The following is a 17440-nucleotide window of genomic DNA, read 5'->3' on the forward strand; positions in this document are numbered from 1 at the left end:
CCGTCTGGATTGCGCAGTGGATGGCCCCCCTCTCCCGCCGGCTGGTGGCAGCATCGAACAAGCAAGGCACATCGCGCTTGTCGGCAATACCCTGCCGCAACGCTGGCAAGGGCGCGACCGCTTCGTCGTCCTCGATACCCATTTTGGCACCGGCCTGAATTTCCTGACCCTGTGGCAAGCCTGGCGCGACGACCCGCAACGTTGTCGCCGCCTGCATGTGGTGGCCTTCGAAAAACATCCCTACCCGGCCGCCGATCTGGCGAGTGCTCAGCGCGCCTGGCCCGAATTGGCCGAACTGGCGGCAGCACTGCAGCAACAGTGGCCGGTGCTCGCCCCCGGGATGCATCGCCTGCGGTTCGCGGGCAGCCAGGTCGTGCTGACCCTGGTCTTCGGCGATATCGCCAGCCAGCTGCGGGCGATCGAAGGTGCAGTCGATGCCTACATCCTTGATGACTTCTCGGCGGACGACAAGGCGGAGCTGTGCCGTTCCCTGTCCCGCCTGGCTGCCCCTGGCGCCACGCTGGCTACCCCGGCCGTCGGCGAAGCAGTTGGCGCTGCACTGGCGGCTGCCGAGTTCGACCTGGAGCAGCGCCCCGATGACGCTTACGGCGCACCGATGGTTGTCGGCCGCCTGCGTGCCCGCCGGCCGCTGCGCCATGTTCCGCCGGCCGAGCGCCGCGCCGTCGTGATCGGCGCCGGCATTGCCGGCAGCACGGCAGCGCATGCCCTGGCCGCCGCCGGATGGCAGGTGACGGTGCTCGAACAGGCTGCCGAACCAGCCACCGGTGCTTCGTGCAATCTGGCCGGCGTCCTGCGCCCACTGCCCAGCGCCGACGACAATCGGCTGTCCCGCCTGACCCGGGCCGGCTACCTGGCTACCCGGGCCCTGCTCGCCAGCCTGCCGGATGCCCGCTGGGCGGCCTGCGGCGTCATGCACCTGGGCCGCGAGCCGATCCATGAAGAACAACAGCGGCGAACCGTTGCCCAACTTGGTTTCCCGCCGGAACTGGTGAGCTTCATCGAGGCCGACGAAGCGTCGCAGCGTCTTGGCTGGCCGGTCGCTACCGGCGGCTGGTGGTTCGCCAACGGCGGCTGGGTGCAGCCTTCCTCGGTCTGCCTGGCGGCGCTGGCCAGTTTCCCGGATCGGCTCAGCGTCCGCTTCAATGCCTGTGTAGACCGCCTGGAAAATACCGGCAGCGGCTGGCGGGCGCTCGATGCGGCCGGCCAGGTGCTGGGTGAAGCGCCGGTGCTAGTCATGGCCAGCGGCGCAGCAGCCCCGCGTTTCGAGCAATTCGCCTGGCTGCCGCAACGCGCCGCCCGTGGCCAGGTGACGCACCTGCTGGCCGGCGCCACCCAGCCGCTGCATCATGTGGTTTGCAAGCTCGGCTATGTGATGCCCGATGTCGACGGCCTGCGCCTGATCGGCGCCACGCTGCAGTACGCCGACTCCGATCCGTCGGTCCGGATGGCCGACCACCAGGAAAACCTGGCGCGCCTCAACTTGGGCCTGCCCGGTTTCGCGGCCGACGTCGCCCCCACCACGCTGACCGGCCGCGTCGGTTTCCGGCCGATGTCGCCGGACCGCCTGCCCATCGTCGGCCCGGTTCCCGACCCGGCGGCAACCCGCCCGAACACCCGCCTGCACAATCTGCCCCGCCAGCCAGGCCTGTGGTGCGTGCAGGGTTTCGGTGCGCGCGGCATCGTATGGTCAGCCCTGATGGCCGACCTGCTCGTTTCGCGCCTGGAAGGCGAACCGCTGCCGCTGGAGAACGATCTGGTCGACGCCTGCGACCCCGGCCGTTTCCTCCTCAAGGCGGCACGCCGGCCCCGCGACGAAGCGGACGACGCCGAGTAGCCATAAGCTTAGATGCCGATGTGATTTGGCCTGCATGCCCGGGAATGGGTAATATTCCGCCACTTCTGCAGTTTTTTCCTTCGCCGATAACAAAGAGAGAGACGCACGCATGAAAATCGAAACCATTGCCGTCCATGGCGGCTACTCGCCCGATCCGACCACCAAGGCCGTCGCGGTACCCATCTACCAGACCACCTCCTACGCTTTCGACAGCACGCAGCATGGTGCCGACCTTTTCGACCTGAAGGTGGCAGGCAACATCTACACGCGGATCATGAATCCGACGCAGGACGTGCTGGAAAAACGCGTCGCCGAACTGGAAGGCGGCATTGCCGGCCTGGCACTGGCGTCCGGCATGGCGGCGATCACCTACGCCATCCAGACCATCGCCGAGGCCGGCGACAACATTGTCTCCGCTGCGACCCTCTACGGCGGCACCTACAACCTGTTCGCCCACACCTTCCCGCAATACGGCATCGACGTGCGCTTCGCCGACCACCGCGACCCGGCCTCCTTCGAGCCGCTGATCGACGCCCGCACCAAGGCCATCTACTGCGAATCGGTCGGCAACCCGCTCGGCAACATCACCGACATCGAAAAACTGGCTGAGATCGCCCACCGCCACGGCGTGCCGCTGATCGTCGACAACACCGTACCCTCTCCCTACCTGTGCCGGCCGATCGAGCACGGCGCCGACATCGTCGTCCACGCCCTGACCAAATACATCGGCGGCCACGGCAATTCCATCGGCGGCATCATCGTCGATAGCGGCAAGTTCCCGTGGGCCGAGCACAAGCAGAAATTCAAGCGCCTGAACGAGCCGGACGTTTCCTACCATGGCGTGGTGTATACCGAAGCCCTCGGCCCCGCCGCCTTCATCGGCCGCGCCCGCGTCGTACCGCTGCGCAACATGGGCGCCGCGATCAGTCCATTCAACGCCTTTCTGATCCTGCAGGGCGCCGAAACCCTGGCCCTGCGCATGGACCGCATCTGCACCAATGCCATCAAGGTCGCCCGCTTCCTGAAAGATCATCCGAAGGTGAACTGGGTCAATTACGCCGGACTGGAAGACCACACAGACTACCCGCTGGTCAAGAAGTACATGGGTGGCCGTGCCTCCGGCATCCTGACTTTCGGCGTCAAGGGCGGGCTGCAAGGCGGCGGCAAGTTCCAGGACGCGTTGCAGCTGTTCACCCGGCTGGTCAATATCGGCGACGCCAAGTCGCTGGCCTGCCACCCGGCGTCGACCACGCACCGCCAGCTGTCGCCGGCCGAACTGACCAAGGCCGGCGTGTCCGAAGACATGATCCGGCTGTCGATCGGCATCGAGCACATCGACGACCTGATCGCCGACCTCGACCAGGCATTGAACGCGGCCTGATTGGCGGCAATGCAGCACAAAAACCGGCCTGGCGCCGGTTTTTTTGTGCTCATGTGCGCCATGACGTATGACCAAGGGCGTAATATTCGAAGCCACCCAACGAAATTCCGGGCCGATATGGTTTCGCCAATGCGAAGCCGTCGCCAGCCCACTCGACGCCCCGACGAAAAAATATGACGCCCCCCAGGCAATTACGCCGACTGCTGATTGCGGGTCTGGTCTGCACCAATCTGCTGGTCGTCGCGTTTTGCGTCTATTTCCTGCATCAGAGCCGGCTCCAGTATGAGCTGGCCGCCGAGCGGCTGACCCAGAACATCGCCAACGCGGTCGATCAGAATATTGCCGGCAGCGTCGCCAAGGTCGACCTCGCCCTGCAGGCGGTGGTCGACGAACTGGAACGCCGGCTGGCCGAGCGGAAATTCGACACGGCCGCCCTGAACGCCTTTGTCGCCCGCCAGCAACAGCGGCTCCCGGAAATCGAAGGCCTCCGGGTCGCCGATGCCGACGGCCAGGTCATCGTCGGCAAGGGCGTGGCCAAGGCCGCCTCGCCCAGTTGGGCCGACCGCGACTATTTCGTCCTGCACCGCGAGCACCCAGAGCACGGGCTGCAGGTGACCGCCCCCCTGCTCGGCCGCGTTTCCGGGCAATACATCGTCGCTTTTTCGCGCCGCTACAACCATCCGGACGGCCGCTTCGCCGGCGTCGTCGCGGCGTCGATCGCCGCCAGCCATTTCTCCAAGATGCTGGCCCAGTTCGATCTCGGGCCCGAGGGCTCGGTCGTCTTGCGCAATGCCGGCCTGCAGCTGATTTCCCGATTTCCCGACATTTCCGGGCAGCCGGCCGGCCAGGTCGGCAACACCGTGGTTTCCGCCGCCCTGCGCCAGCTCATCGACAGCGGCCGCCGCCAGGCCACCTACTACACGCCGGCGGCCTCCGATGGCAAGCAGCGCGTGATCACCTACCGCCATCTGGACAAGGTACCGATGATCGTCCTCACCGGCACCGCCAAGGAGGATTACCTGGCGGGATGGCATGGAGAGCTGTACCTGACTTCGGCCGTAGCCTTGGGTTTCGCGCTGCTCTCTATCGTCTCCGGCGGTTTCCTGTCGCAGCAACTGCGCCAGGGCGAGTTGCGCGAACAGGAACTGCGCCGGAGCAGCGAATACCGCCAGCGCCAGCACGCCAGCATGCGCCGCCTGAACGAGATCGCCGCGCTGTCCCACCTGCCCCTGGGCGACCAGCTGAGCCAGGCGCTGAGCGTCGGCGCCCGGCTGTACGGCCTCGAATTCGGCATCGTCAGCCAGGTCAGCGGCGACACCTACCGCATCGTCGCCCAAGTTTCGCCGCCCGGCACGCTGCACGACGGGCAGGAATTCCCCTACGGCGTCACCTTCTGCAACATCACGCTCGACAGCGGCAAGGTCTTTGCCGTCGCCAACATGGGGGCCTCACCGCTGGCCCGCCACCCCTGCTACGAGACCTTCAAGCTGGAGGCCTACATCGGCGCCCCGGTCATGGTCGATGGCCTGCGCTTCGGCACCGTCAATTTCAGTTCGCCGCAGCGCTACGGCCGGGAATTCGACGAAACCGACGAGGAATTCATCGCCCTGCTCGCCCGCTGGGTCGGTTCGGCGCTGGAGCGCGACCGCGCCCAGCAGAGCCTGGCCGCCAGCGAACGCCAATTGCAGACTATCATCGAGACCGAGCCGGAATGCGTGAAGGTCCTCGCTCTGGACTGCAGCGTGCTGCAGATGAATCGGGCCGGCCTGGCCATGATCGAAGCCGACTCGCTGGAGCAGGTCGTCGGCAGCCGGCTGACCGGCATCATCGTGCCGGCGGACAAGGAGGCCTTCAAGCAACTGCACGCCAGGGTGTGCAGCGGCGAATCCGGGTCACTGACTTACGAGATCATCGGCCTGAAGGGGCGACATCGCTGGCTGGACACCCATGCCGTGCCGATGCGCGACAATGGCGGCAACATTACCGGCATGCTGGCGCTGACCCGCGACATCACCGAACGCAAGCAGGCCGAGGCCGAACTGGAACAACATCGGCGCCACCTCGAAGAACTGGTCCACAAGCGCACGACGGCCCTGCTCGAGACCGAGGCGCGGGCCAGCCACATCATCCAGTCCAGCGCCGACGGTCTCTACGGCATCGATGCCGACGGCCTGATCACCTTCATCAATCCGGCTGCCTGCGCCATGCTCGGTTATACGGCCGAACAGGCCATCGGCTGCCCCTACCACGCCCTCTTTCACCACAGCCGACCGGACGGCACGCCCTATCCGAGCGAGGAGTGTCCGAGCCACAACGCCATACGCTACGGCCATACCGTGCGCGTCGATGACGAGGTTTACTGGCACGCCGATGGCCACCCGGTGCCGGTCATGTATTCGACGCACCCCATGGTCCAGGCCGGCAAGACCATAGGTGCCGTCACCAGCTTTGTCGACATGAGTGCCCAGCGGGCGGCGGCTGAGGCACGCGAGCGGGCGCTGCTCGCTGCCGAAAGCCTGGCCCGGGTGCGCAGCGAATTCCTGGCCAACATGAGTCACGAAATCCGCACGCCGCTCAATGGTGTGCTGGGCTTCGCCGATATCGGCTATCGCAACTGCCAGGACAGCGAAAAGGCGCGCACTGCCTTCGCCAAGATTCGCGCCTCGGGGAAACGCCTGCTCGGCGTCATCAACGACGTGCTCGATTTTTCCAAGATCGAGGCCGGCAAGCTGAGCATCGAGCAAACCGAAGTCCATCTCCGGGAAGTCGTCGACCACGCGGTCGAACTGGTACATGACCGGGCCGACAGCAAACACCTGGAACTCCGCGTCGAACTGGCGCCGGATCTGCCCGAACGCTGCCTCAGCGACCCGCTGCGCATGGGGCAGGTCCTGCTCAACCTGCTCTCCAACGCCATCAAGTTCACCGAGCGGGGTGGCGTCACGCTCGCCTTGTCCTGCACGGCCGGGCAACTCCATTTCCGGGTCGCCGACAGCGGTATCGGCATGACCGAAGCCCAGCTCGGTGACCTGTTCAATCCCTTCCAGCAAGCCGATGCCTCGGCCAGCCGCAAGTTCGGCGGTACCGGCCTGGGGCTGGCGATCAGCAAACGCATCGTCGAACTGATGCACGGCACGATCACGGTCAGCAGCCAGCCCGGCATCGGTACCACGGTCGACCTTAGCCTGCCTTACCACCCATGGCCCGGCGCGTACCCGCACTACCCGGCGGAACCGACCACTGCCGGCGCACCGATCCACCGGCCCCTGTCCGGAATTTCCATCCTGGTCGCCGAAGATGAAGAAATCAACCGGATGATTCTCGAAGCCAACCTGAGCGAGGACGGTGCCCGGGTCGTCATGGTGGGCAACGGGCGGGAAGCGGTGGAACGGGTGATCCGCGACGGGCCGGACGCCTACGATCTGGTCCTGATGGATATCCAGATGCCGGAAATGGACGGCTACGAGGCGACGCGGCAGATCAAGGCCCTCGCCCCGCGATTGCCCATCATCGCCCAGACCGCCCATGCCTTCAGCGAAGAACGCGACAAGTGCCTGGCCGCCGGCATGGTCGGGCACCTCGCCAAGCCCATCGACGCGGAAGCATTGGTGCAACTGGTTCGTCAGCACATACCTGCCTCGTCCGTGACCTGAACGGCCGCCGCCCGTAATTCTCTCGGCGCCGCCTATCCGCCCGCCTCGCGGGCCGGGCGGTCTGAAAATCCGCACCTCGCCCGGCGCAGACCAGCCTCCGCCAACCCTCTGTCAGGCTTGCGAAAGCCTGTTTTGGTTACCGTGGGCGCATGCGATTCAGAATACTCATTTTCTGCCTGCTGCCGCTGGTACCGATGTTGGACGCTGTGGCGGCAAGCGAAGCCCAGGCCGCGCAAGCGATTCATCTCCAGGATTTCGACCGCCTGCTCGCCGAGCGCAACCGTTCGTTGATCGCCGCCCGGCGCGCGACCGCAGCCGGCGAAGCGGGCATCGACATCGCCGCCGGACGCCCCAATCCGGTCGTTTCGCTCAGCACCAGTGGTTTCAACAGCCGCCGCATGAGCACCGGCAGCAATCTCGATACCATCCTGCGCATCGACCAGCCCATCGAACGCGGCGGCAAGCGCGACCTGCGCCTCGCCGTTGCCGACTCCCTGCTCCAGGCCAACCGCTCCGACGAATCGGACATGCTGCGCCAGCAACGCCTGCTGGCCATCCAGGCCTATTTCGACCTGAAGGCGGCCGAGGACAAGAGCCGCTTCGCCGACGAATCGGTGCTGATGGCCCGCCAGGTCTTGGCCAAGGCCGAGCTGCGCGTGAAGGCCGGCGACCTGTCGCCTTCCGATGCCGCCCGCATCCGGACCGATACGCTGAAGGCCGAAAGCGATGCCCACCAGGCGGCGGTCGACCTGCGGCGTTCGCGTCTGGCACTGGCCCAGTTGCTGGCCATGGAAAGCGACGCCCCGCACCTGGCCACCACCGACCCGTGGCCGCAACTGCCCTCCCTGCCGACCAGCCGGCCAGAGATCGAGCAGCGCCCGGACATCGTGGCAGCCCGCCTGCGCCTGGAGGCGGCGGAACGCGCCATCGGCCTGGCCAAGGCGCAGCAGGTCCGCGATGTGACCATCGGTGCCCAGCTCGAACGCGCGCCGGACGACCGCACCAACACGACGGTCGGCTTCGGCGTCAGCATTCCGCTGTTCACCGGCTACGACTATCGCGGCGAAATTCGCCGGGCTTACGTCGATCGCGATTCGGCGAGCGACGAACTCGCCCGCCTGCGCGCCACCGCGGCGGCGGAGTTCGAACAGGCCCGCTTCGCAGCTGAACGACTGAGCGAACGCGCCCGCCAGCTGCGGGACGACGGCCTGCCCTCGGCCCGAAAGGCCAGCGACGGCGTCCAGTTCGCCTTCAACCACGGCGCCGCTTCGGTCCTCGACGTGATCGATGCCCGCCGCAGCCTCTACGCCATCGAAACCGACACCGCCAATGCCCTCGCCGATGCCGCCAAATCGCGTGCCGCCTGGGCCGCCGCCCTCAATCGCCCGGATCTGCCATGACCCATATGCTCAAAAACATTCGCGCCCGCCTGGCGCAGCCTACCTTGCGCCGGATCGCGCCGGTCGCCTTCATCGGCCTGCTCACCTTGGGCGGCCTCTCCGCCTGGCACTCCGCGCAATCGAAACCGGCCGCAACGGCCGAAAAAGCCAAGCCGGCGGCCAATCGCCTGAGCCTGTCCGAAAATGCCGGGCAACTGGCCTTCCTCAAGCTCGAAACGGCGGGCACCGCCCCGTTGCCGGCCAGCGAAGCGATGAATGCCCGACTGGCGCTGGCCGAAGACCAGACCGCCCGCATCTTCCCGCCCCTGGCCGGCCGGGTCGTCAGCCTGCAGGCGGCCCTGGGCGACCCCGTCAAGGCCGGTGCCCCGCTGGCCATCCTCGACGCCCCCGACTTTGGCCAGGCCATCGCCGATCTGCGCAAGGCGGAAGCCGATCACAGCCAGAAACAGAAGGCACTCAGCCGGGCCAAGATCCTGTTCGACGGCGAAGTTCTGGCCCGCCGCGACCTCGAATCGAGCGAAGCCGATGCCCATGCCTCGGCTGCCGAAGTCGAACGCGCCCGCTTGCGCCTGGCCAACCTGTCGCCGGCCGGCAGCCGGATCGAAGGACAGCGCCTGGTGCTGCGCGCCCCGCTGGCCGGCATGATCGTGGACCGCCAGGTCAATCCGGGAACCGAGGTGCGCACCGACGCTGCCAACCCGCTGTTCGTCATTTCCGACCTGCGCCGCCTGTGGCTCAATATCGACCTGCCGGAAAAGGCCGCCGCCTTGGCCAAGCCGGGCGAGGCCGTCAATTTCACGCTGGAAGCCTATCCCGGCACCGACTTTTCGGCCCGCGTCGAGCGGGTCGGCGCCATCGTCGATCCGGGCACCCGCCGCATTCCGGTGCGCGCCGTCGTCGACAATGCCGACGGCCGCCTGAAGCCCGAGATGTACGCCCGCGCCACACTGAGCGCGCCGGATGCGGCCAAGGTGATCCGCCTGCCAGTCGGCGCCCTGCTCACCGGCGGGTTGTCGGCCCACCTCTTCGTGCAGGTCGGGCCGCACGAATTCGAGCGGCGTACCGTCGGCATCGCCCGCCAGGATGCCGAATTCGCCTACCTGACGCCGGAGTCGCCGGTGAGGGCCAGCGACGTCGTGGTCATTCGCGGCGCCCTGCTGCTCGCTTCCGAAATGGCGCAGGGGGAATAAGCGGTGCTGCCACGCTTTGCCACCTTCGTCATCCGCCAACGCGCCTTCATCCTGGTCATGGCTGTGGCCCTCGCGGTCATCGGCTTTCGCGCCCTGCAGGACCTGCCGGTAGAAGCCTTCCCCGATGTCCAGGATGTCCAGGTCCAGGTCGTCACCCAATACCCGGGGCAGTCGCCGGAGGAAGTCGAACGTACGGTCAGCATTCCCGTCGAGCGCGAAATGAGCGGCGTGCCGCGCGCCGTGCAGGTCCGCTCGGTGTCGATCACTGGCCTGTCGGTCGTCACCCTGACCTTCTCGGAAGGCACCAACGACTATTTCGCCCGCAACCAGGTGCTGGAAAAACTGCAGAACGTCAGCTTCCCGCCGGGGATACAACCCCAATTGGCGCCCCTGGCCACCGCGGTCGGCGAAATCTATCGCTACGTGCTGCAGGCCCCCGCCGACATGGCGGCGCGGGAAGTGCGCGCCGTGCAGGACTGGATCGTCCGCCCGGCCCTGCGCCGGGTGGCCGGCGTGGCCGACATCAACAGCTTCGGCGGCGCCGTGAAGGAATACCAGGTGCGCGTCGATCCGACCGCCATGGCGCGCTACACGGTGACGCTCGACCAGGTTTCGCAAGCCCTGGCCAACGGCAACCAGAACGCCTCGGGCGGCCTGATGAAGCGCGGCGACGAATCGCTGGTCGTGCGCGCCGTCGGCCTGTTCGCCAATCTCGACGACATCCGTGCCGCGGTGGTCGTGGCCAAGGACGGCAAGACGGTGACGGTAGGCGATGTGGCCGAGGTTTCGGTGGGCGATCGCCCGCTGTCCGGCATTGTCGCCAACGACGATCAGGATTCAGTCGTCGAAGGCATCATCCTGATGACCAAGGGCGGCGATCCGTCCAAGGTGGTGGCGGACGTGCTGGAGCGGGTCGACGAGTTGAACCACGGCCAGTTGCCCAAGGGCGTTTCCATCAAGCCGATCTACCAGCGCACGGAACTGGTCAAGCACACGCTGCATACGGTGACCGAGAACCTGCTGGTCGGCGCCCTGCTGGTCGTCTCGGTGCTGGTCATCTTCCTGCGCGAATGGCGGGCGGCCCTGGTCGTCGCCGCCATCATTCCGCTCACCCTGCTTTTCGCCTTCACGCTGATGGACCTCAAGGGTGTCCCGGCCAACCTGATTTCGCTCGGCACGGTGGACTTCGGCATCATCATCGACAGCGCCGTGGTGCTGGTCGAGGCGCTGATGGTCCGCCTCGCCGTCCATCACCCGAACGCGGCGATCGAATCGGCCATCGGCCGGCGTTTCGACGCCCTGCGCTCGGTCACCTCCAGCCTGACCAAACCCATCCTGTTCTCGAAAGCCATCATCATCCTGGCCTTCCTGCCCATCTTCACCTTCCAGCGTGTCGAAGGCCGTATCTTCACGCCGGTGGCCCTGATCCTGTCCTTTTCGCTGATCGGCGCCGTGCTGTTCACGCTGACCGTGGTGCCATCCCTGCTCTCCGTCGTCCTCACCAAGGCCGACCTGGCCGAGAAGCACATCGACTGGCTGGTCCGCCTGCAACGCGCCTATCGCCGCCTGCTGACCAAGTGCCAGCGTGCGCCGCGCCAGGCCTTCGCCATCGGCGGCCTGATCGCCGCACTGGCCTTCGCGCTGGTCCCGATACTCGGCAGCGAATTCCTGCCACGCCTCGACGAAGGCAACCTGTGGCTAACCATCACCCTGCCGCCCGGCTCGTCGCTCGATCAGAGCAAGGATGTCGAACGCGCGGTGCGCGCCACGCTGCGCACCTATCCGGAAGTGAAGATGCTGGTCACCCAGGTCGGCCGCCCGGACGACGGCACCGACCCCAAGGGCCCCAACAACATCGAGATCCTGGCCGACCTGGCGCCGCGCGGCGACTGGCGTTTCGGCGACAAGGAAGCGCTGGTCGACGACATGTCGAAGAAGCTGAAAAGCATTCCCGGCCTGCCGACCAATTTCTCGCAGGTGATCCAGGACAACGTCGAAGAGGCGCTGTCCGGGGTGAAGGGCGAAATCGCCATCAAGGTTTTCGGCCCCGACCTCGACATCCTGCAGGACAAGGCCGAACAGATCGCTGGTGTGCTGCGCACCATCCAGGGCAGCCGCGACGTGGCGGCGATCCTGCCCAGCGGCCAACCGGAAGTGGCGGTCCTTCCGAACCGCGTCAAGATGGCCCGCCTCGGACTGTCGATGCGCGATCTCGACAATGCGGTGCAGTCCGCGCTCGGCGGCAATGCCGTCGGCGGTTTCTACGAGGGGGAACGCCGCTTCGACCTGGTGCTGCGCTTCGCCGCGCCCTATCGCAATTCGGTCGAGGACGTCGGCGCCGTCCCGGTCGCCCTGCCCAATAACGCCGGGACCGTGCGCATCGCCGATATCGCCACGGTCGAGGTGCGTGAGGGCGCTTCCCGCATTTCTCGCGAAGCCGGCGGCCGCAACGTCTCGGTCAAGGCCAATCTGCAGGGCCGCGACCAGGGCAGTTTCGTCGCCGAGGCCATTGCCCGGGTCGGCCGGGAAGTCCAGCTGCCGGCCGGCTACCGGCTGGTCTGGGGCGGTCAGTTCGAGAACCAGCAGCGCGCGATGAAGCGCCTGGCCGTCATCGTTCCCGCCTCGCTGCTCGGCATCTTCGCGCTGCTCTTCTGGGCCTTCCGCTCGGTCCGCCTGGCCGGCCTGATCCTCGCCATGCTGCCTTTCAACATCGCCGGCGGCTTCTTCGCCCTCGGCCTGGCCGGGCTGCACCTGTCGATTTCGGCCGCGGTCGGCTTCATCGCCGTGGCCGGCATTTCGGTGCAGAACGGCGTGATCATGGTCGAGGAGGTGGTACGCCTGGTCGATAACGGTTCGTCATTGGTCCGGGCGGTGACCGAAGGCGCCGTGTCGCGCCTCCGCCCCATCCTGATGACCGCCCTGATGGCCGGCCTCGGCCTGTTGCCGGCCGCCCTGTCCAGCGCCATCGGCGCCGAGACGCAACGCCCGTTCGCCGTGGTCATCGTCGGCGGCGTGGTCACCGCCACCCTGTTCACGCTCACCCTGCTGCCGCCGCTCGCCTTCTGGGGCCTGCGCCTACGCAAAGCCGAGACGGACGAGGAGTAAAAGACATGGGCTACAACTTTCCTGACAAGGCCGACAGCTTTCAGCGACAAACCGTTGCAATTGACCCGTTGAATGTCACTGTCCTCGCCCGTATCTTGGCCCTGTCTTCTTCAAGGAGCCTGAACACATGAATACGCAGGAACGCGAACAACTCACCACCTTTCTTTCCGGGCTGACCGCCGCGCAAGCCAGCCACAAGGACAGCGAAGCCGAGGCCCTGATCCGCCAGGCCGTCGAACGCCAGCCCGATGCCGCCTACCTGCTGGTGCAGAAAGCCTTTCTGCTCGAACAGGCAGTCGGCAACTCGCAACGCCGTATCGAGCAGTTGCAGGGCGAACTGGAAACCCTGCGCAGCGCCCAGCCGCGCCCGGCTTTTGCCGATACCGGCAGTTGGGGCAATTCCTCGCCCCGAATGCCGGCGATGACACCGGCCGTGCCGGCCGCCCCGGTGCAGCCGGTGATCGCCCCCTCCTGGGGTAATGGCTGGCTGAGCAATGTCGCGACGACGGCGGCCGGGGTCGCTGCCGGTGCCTTCCTGTTCCAGGGCATCGAGCATCTGGTCGGCCATCACGACAGCAACAGCCTGTTCGGCGGCAACTCCCTGTCTAGCCAGCCGAGCGAAACGGTGGTCAACAATTTCTTCGGGTCCGATCGTGCCGCTGTCGATAGCGACGACTTTTCCGGCTTGAGCGACGGCCTCGCCGGCAGTGACGACAGCAGCTGGATCTGAGCAGCCCACCTTTCCCCCTCGGCCTGAACGCACCTCTCACCGGTTCGTTCAGGTCACCGGAAGGCTCCTGCGGGAGCCTTCCACCTTTTTGCTCCCGCCAGAGCCTTCTCCTTTTCAGCCGGGCTGGCGTCGCCGGCCTGCGGTATCATCGTTTCGCCTCCAAGCCCCGTTATTTGCCGCCCCTTTCCATCGCCCCGACAGACTGACCGAAACCATGCGCGTCCTGCTCATCGAAGACGACACCATGCTCGCCGAAAGCATCTGCGAGGGCCTCGAACAGGGTGGTTTCTCCGTCGATCATGTCGGGGCGGCCGAACCCGCCGAATCAGCGCTGGCCTTGACCCATTACGATCTGGCCATCATCGACATCGGCCTGCCGCGCATGAACGGACTGGAACTGATCCGCCGCCTGCGGCAACGGGGCATCCAGGTTCCGGCCCTGATCCTCACCGCCCGCGACGGGCTGGACGACCGCATCCGCGGGCTGGACCTGGGGGCCGACGATTACATGGTCAAACCCTTCCAGTTGCCCGAACTGCTGGCCCGGATGCGCGCCCTGATCCGGCGCAGCCAGTCGGCCGCCTCGTCCGTCTTGTCTGCCGGAGCCATACACCTCGACCTGGCCCGGCGTATCGCCCTGCTCGACGGCAAGGTGCTTGATCTGACCGGCCGCGAATGGGAAATTCTCCAGCAGTTGATGCTGGCCAGCCCGAATGTCGTGGCCAAGCAGAAAATGGCGGAAAGCCTGAGCGAGTGGGAAAACGAAATCAGCGGCAACGCCATCGAAATCTACATTTCGCGGCTGCGCCACAAGCTGCTGGGAAGCGGTGTCGAAATCCGCACCATCCGCGGCATCGGCTATCGTCTCGATGAACTCGCCCCAACCTGATCCGGCGTCCCGGCGCACCCTGCGGCGGCGCCTGCTTTTTCTGCTCCTGCTGCCGCTCAGCGGCCTCCTGGTAGTCAGCCTGGCCATCGACTACAAGGTTGCTTTCAGTCCCGCCGCCGACGCCTACGACCATGCCCTGGCCGACGATGCCGTGGCGTTGGCCGGCCGCGTCCGTTTCCAGGACGGGCGGCTGCAGGTCGACCTGCCGGCCGCCGCTGAGGCCGTGTTGCGGACCGATCGTAGCGACCAGGAATTCCTGTCCATCCGCGGCCCGAACAATGAACTGCTTACCGGCGACACCGACCTGCAGCCCGCCCCTGCGGAAAAGGGACGTAACCCGCTGCTCAGCGAAGCCGTCTTCCGCGACAAGAAGATGCGCAAGGCAACCTATCGTATCGAAACGACGGCCGGCGAGGTGGCCGTCACCGTGGCCGAAACCACGCACAAGCGCCAGCAGACCGGCTCGCAGATTCTGGCTGCGATGATCGTGCCCAACATCCTGCTCATCCTGACCGTCCTGGCACTGGTCTATATCGGGGTCCGCAAGGGCCTGGCCCCGCTCGACCACTTGAGCGAGGCCATCAATCGGCGTGCCCCGCACGATCTGAGCCCGCTGCCCAAAACCGATGTGCCGGGCGAAGCGGAACCCTTGCTCAGGGCCATGGATGGGCTGATCGACGACCTGCATTCGGCCATCACCGCGCAGCAGGCATTCCTGGCCAATGCCGCCCACCAGCTGAAAACACCGCTCGCCAGCCTCATCACCCAGCTCGAACTGCATGTGCAGGAACTGCCGGCCGAACACCGTAAACGTGGCGGCCGCCTGCTCGATGCCGGGCATCGGCTTGCCCACCTGACGCACCAGTTGCTGGCCCTGGCCCGCTCCGGCCCGGAAGCCAACGATACTCACGAACGGCGCGACATCGACCTCGCCGCCTTGCTCGAATCCAACGCCTCGTCCTGGTACGACCTCGCCCTGCGCAGCAACATCGACCTCGGTTTCGAAACCGCCCCGGCGCACATTTCAGGCAGCGAATGGCTGTTGCGCGAAATGCTCGCCAACCTGATCGACAACGCGCTGCAATACACGCCAGCCGGCGGCCGGGTCACGGCGCGCAGCGGCATCGATGGCCAGGGGCTCCCTTACGTCGAGGTCGAGGACAGTGGGCCGGGCATTCCCGAAGCCGAACGTCCCCATATCTTCGAGCGTTTTTACCGGGCTGACGGCGCACCGGGCCAGGGTAGCGGCCTGGGTCTCGCCATCGTCAAGGAAGTCGCCGACCGGCACGCTGCCGCCATTGAAATGCATGACGGCGAAACGGGCTCCGGCCTGCGCATTCGTGTCGTGTTCAACCTTTAGCATCCCCACGTTTTTCGGACAGCCTATATCCATGACTGACAGCAACCCGACGATAGACCGCCGTCCGAAATTCGTCCGGGTGATCATGGCCCGCTCGCGGCTGGCAAGCAGTGCCGCGACCGGCTTGCTGACCGCCTTGCTGATTCCCGAAACGCTGATCCAGCATGGCGTGACTCGCGCCATCATGGGCTGGAACGTCGGAGCCTGCCTCTATCTCGCCCTAGCCGCGCACATCATGTTCTGGTCGTCGCACGAACGCATGCGGGCGCGGGCCAGACAGCAGGACGAAGGCCGTCTGGTGGTCTTGTCGCTGGTCATCGTCGCCGCCCTGATGTCGCTGGGCGCCATTCTGCTCCAGCTCTCGGTGGCCAAAGATCTGCACGGCACAGCCAAACTGCTGCATATCGGGCTGGCCGGCATGACGATACTGACCTCCTGGGCCTTTACGCAGACCATGTTCGCCCTGCATTACGCCCACGATTACTACAGCGCGGACAGCAGGGGCCTGGCCAAGGCCCTCGACTTTCCGGGCGGCCATGCGCCCGATTACGGCGATTTCCTCTATTTCGCCTGCGTCATCGGCACCTCGGGGCAGACCGCGGATGTTGGCTTCACCAGCCGCTCCCTGCGCCGCATCGGCCTGATCCATTGCGTGCTGGCCTTTTTCTTCAACACCACCGTGCTGGCCCTGACCATCAACATCGCTTCGGGTCTGCTGTGAACGCCGGCCGGTGAGCCAATAGCCCGGGCAAGGCCACGCTCGCTCAAGCAGCACCGACGATCGATACTGTCCGCCGGCTGCGCGTTTATTTGGGTTCTACGCTTGTATCTTCCATCGGCGGCAACACCGGCTGCGGAATACTGACCGCATGCAAAACCCCGGCACAGCAACCGAAAAAGGCCACCACCGCGGCCATGCTGGGCGTCCAGGTATCGGCCAGGCCGCGGGTAAACAGAAACCATCCGAATACCCCGATCGCGGGAATCATCATCAGGCCGCACAAGACGGCACACACCATGGCGATCTTGTGCCCGATGTGGCGCGGCTTGCGGATTATTTCTTCGGTCATTCGGCTTCCTCGACTTTCAACCAGATGGAGCGATTATCCCGGGCATCGCTGGTACCCACGCTGAACGCGCCCCCTTGCTGGCCGGCCGCCTGACGGCCGCCGCCTCCGAGTTCTATCCATTCGCCCAAGGTGCCGGAAACCGTCGTTGCCAGACGCTGCGAGCTGACCGCACCACGGCCATAGGCCGGGTCGAAACTCTCGGCCTGCTGGGAAATGTCGAGGGTAACACGCTGGCCGTTGATGCGCGGCGTGGCGTAGAAGCCGCTGCCGATATCGCGGTAAATGACGCCCTCGTTCACCATGGCGCCGCCCGGCCCAACGACCATCTGGCGCATCGGTACGGCCAGCGAGCGGCCGATCTGGATGAAGGCGCGCCCCCCCTCGACCGTCTGGACCATTTGCGCCGCGCTTTCGCCGCGCACGCTCTTCGTATCCCACACCGTCGCGCCGACATTGCTGCGTCGTGTGCTGCCCAGCGTCACCTGGCCGCCCACTTCGCCACCGCGTGCACTGTCCTCGGCCTGGCGATTCTGCGAGATACGGATGATCAAACGGCGGGCCGGCCGATCCATCGCGGCCAGAGCCCGCTTGATCTCGTCGCGGTTGCGCGCCGAGGCTTTCAGGAACAGCTGGTCGTTCATGCCGGTCAGCGTACCACCCGGCTCGACCAGCGGCAGCAAGGCGGGCAGGATTTCATCGACCGTCTTGCTGCGCAGCTGGATGATTTCCATCTGCTGCGCGCCGGCAATACCGAGCCACAGCGCCAACAGGCCGGCTAGCAGCCATTTCAGGGCAGACCTCATCACT

Annotated in this window: 13 protein-coding genes; 11 read left to right on the forward strand and 2 right to left on the reverse strand. The window is 66.1% G+C overall.

Annotation, left to right across the window (positions count from 1 at the left end; translation table 11 throughout):
- The first annotated feature begins 16 nt into the window (after positions 1 to 16).
- The 11 genes from mnmC to LZ012_RS14165 all read left to right on the forward strand — a co-directional run bounded on the left by mnmC (position 17) and on the right by LZ012_RS14165 (position 16284).
- Positions 17 to 1855 (forward strand): bifunctional tRNA (5-methylaminomethyl-2-thiouridine)(34)-methyltransferase MnmC2/FAD-dependent 5-carboxymethylaminomethyl-2-thiouridine(34) oxidoreductase MnmC1, encoded by a 1839-nt coding sequence (gene mnmC / locus LZ012_RS14115; protein WP_275711456.1) that lies wholly within the window; start codon positions 17 to 19, stop codon positions 1853 to 1855.
- Positions 1856 to 1964: 109 nt separating this feature from the next.
- On the forward strand, positions 1965 to 3236 hold the full coding sequence (locus LZ012_RS14120) for a bifunctional O-acetylhomoserine aminocarboxypropyltransferase/cysteine synthase (RefSeq protein ID WP_275711457.1): 1272 nt from the start codon (positions 1965 to 1967) through the stop codon (positions 3234 to 3236).
- 173 nt (positions 3237 to 3409) lie between these two features.
- Positions 3410 to 6889 (forward strand): ATP-binding protein, encoded by a 3480-nt coding sequence (locus tag LZ012_RS14125; protein WP_275711458.1) that lies wholly within the window; start codon positions 3410 to 3412, stop codon positions 6887 to 6889.
- A gap of 149 nt (positions 6890 to 7038) precedes the next feature.
- Positions 7039 to 8289, forward strand: coding sequence for a TolC family protein (locus LZ012_RS14130; RefSeq protein ID WP_275711459.1), 1251 nt, complete (start codon positions 7039 to 7041; stop codon positions 8287 to 8289).
- The gene (locus tag LZ012_RS14135; RefSeq protein WP_275711460.1) at positions 8286 to 9479 is read left to right on the forward strand and encodes an efflux RND transporter periplasmic adaptor subunit; all 1194 of its coding nucleotides are present in this window, start codon (positions 8286 to 8288) and stop codon (positions 9477 to 9479) included. The genes LZ012_RS14130 and LZ012_RS14135 overlap by 4 nt, the downstream gene beginning before the upstream one ends.
- 3 nt (positions 9480 to 9482) lie before the next feature.
- Positions 9483 to 12584: an efflux RND transporter permease subunit gene (locus tag LZ012_RS14140; RefSeq protein WP_275711461.1), complete on the forward strand. Its 3102-nt coding sequence runs from the start codon at positions 9483 to 9485 to the stop codon at positions 12582 to 12584.
- Positions 12585 to 12589: 5 nt separating this feature from the next.
- The gene (locus LZ012_RS14145; protein ID WP_275711462.1) at positions 12590 to 12715 is read left to right on the forward strand and encodes a hypothetical protein; all 126 of its coding nucleotides are present in this window, start codon (positions 12590 to 12592) and stop codon (positions 12713 to 12715) included.
- On the forward strand, positions 12712 to 13314 hold the full coding sequence (locus LZ012_RS14150) for a DUF2076 domain-containing protein (RefSeq protein ID WP_275711463.1): 603 nt from the start codon (positions 12712 to 12714) through the stop codon (positions 13312 to 13314). The genes LZ012_RS14145 and LZ012_RS14150 overlap by 4 nt, the downstream gene beginning before the upstream one ends.
- Positions 13315 to 13528: 214 nt before the next feature.
- Positions 13529 to 14203: a response regulator gene (locus LZ012_RS14155; RefSeq protein ID WP_275711464.1), complete on the forward strand. Its 675-nt coding sequence runs from the start codon at positions 13529 to 13531 to the stop codon at positions 14201 to 14203.
- Positions 14184 to 15563, forward strand: coding sequence for a sensor histidine kinase (locus LZ012_RS14160; protein WP_275711465.1), 1380 nt, complete (start codon positions 14184 to 14186; stop codon positions 15561 to 15563). Before LZ012_RS14155 ends, LZ012_RS14160 begins: the two co-directional genes overlap by 20 nt.
- A 31-nt stretch (positions 15564 to 15594) precedes the next feature.
- A complete protein-coding gene (locus LZ012_RS14165) occupies positions 15595 to 16284 on the forward strand; it encodes a DUF1345 domain-containing protein (protein WP_275711466.1) in 690 nt (229 codons plus the stop codon).
- An 85-nt stretch (positions 16285 to 16369) separates the two neighbouring features.
- Here the strand turns inward: LZ012_RS14165 and LZ012_RS14170 are convergent, their stop codons facing one another.
- Positions 16370 to 16633 (reverse strand): hypothetical protein, encoded by a 264-nt coding sequence (locus tag LZ012_RS14170; protein ID WP_275711467.1) that lies wholly within the window; start codon positions 16631 to 16633, stop codon positions 16370 to 16372.
- A complete protein-coding gene (locus tag LZ012_RS14175; protein WP_275711468.1) occupies positions 16630 to 17436 on the reverse strand; it encodes a hypothetical protein in 807 nt (268 codons plus the stop codon). The genes LZ012_RS14170 and LZ012_RS14175 overlap by 4 nt, the downstream gene beginning before the upstream one ends.
- Positions 17437 to 17440: the final 4 nt, after the last annotated feature.

The sequence above is a fragment of the Dechloromonas hankyongensis genome (genome assembly GCF_022012295.1).
In the GTDB taxonomy this organism is placed as follows: domain Bacteria; phylum Pseudomonadota; class Gammaproteobacteria; order Burkholderiales; family Rhodocyclaceae; genus Azonexus; species Azonexus hankyongensis.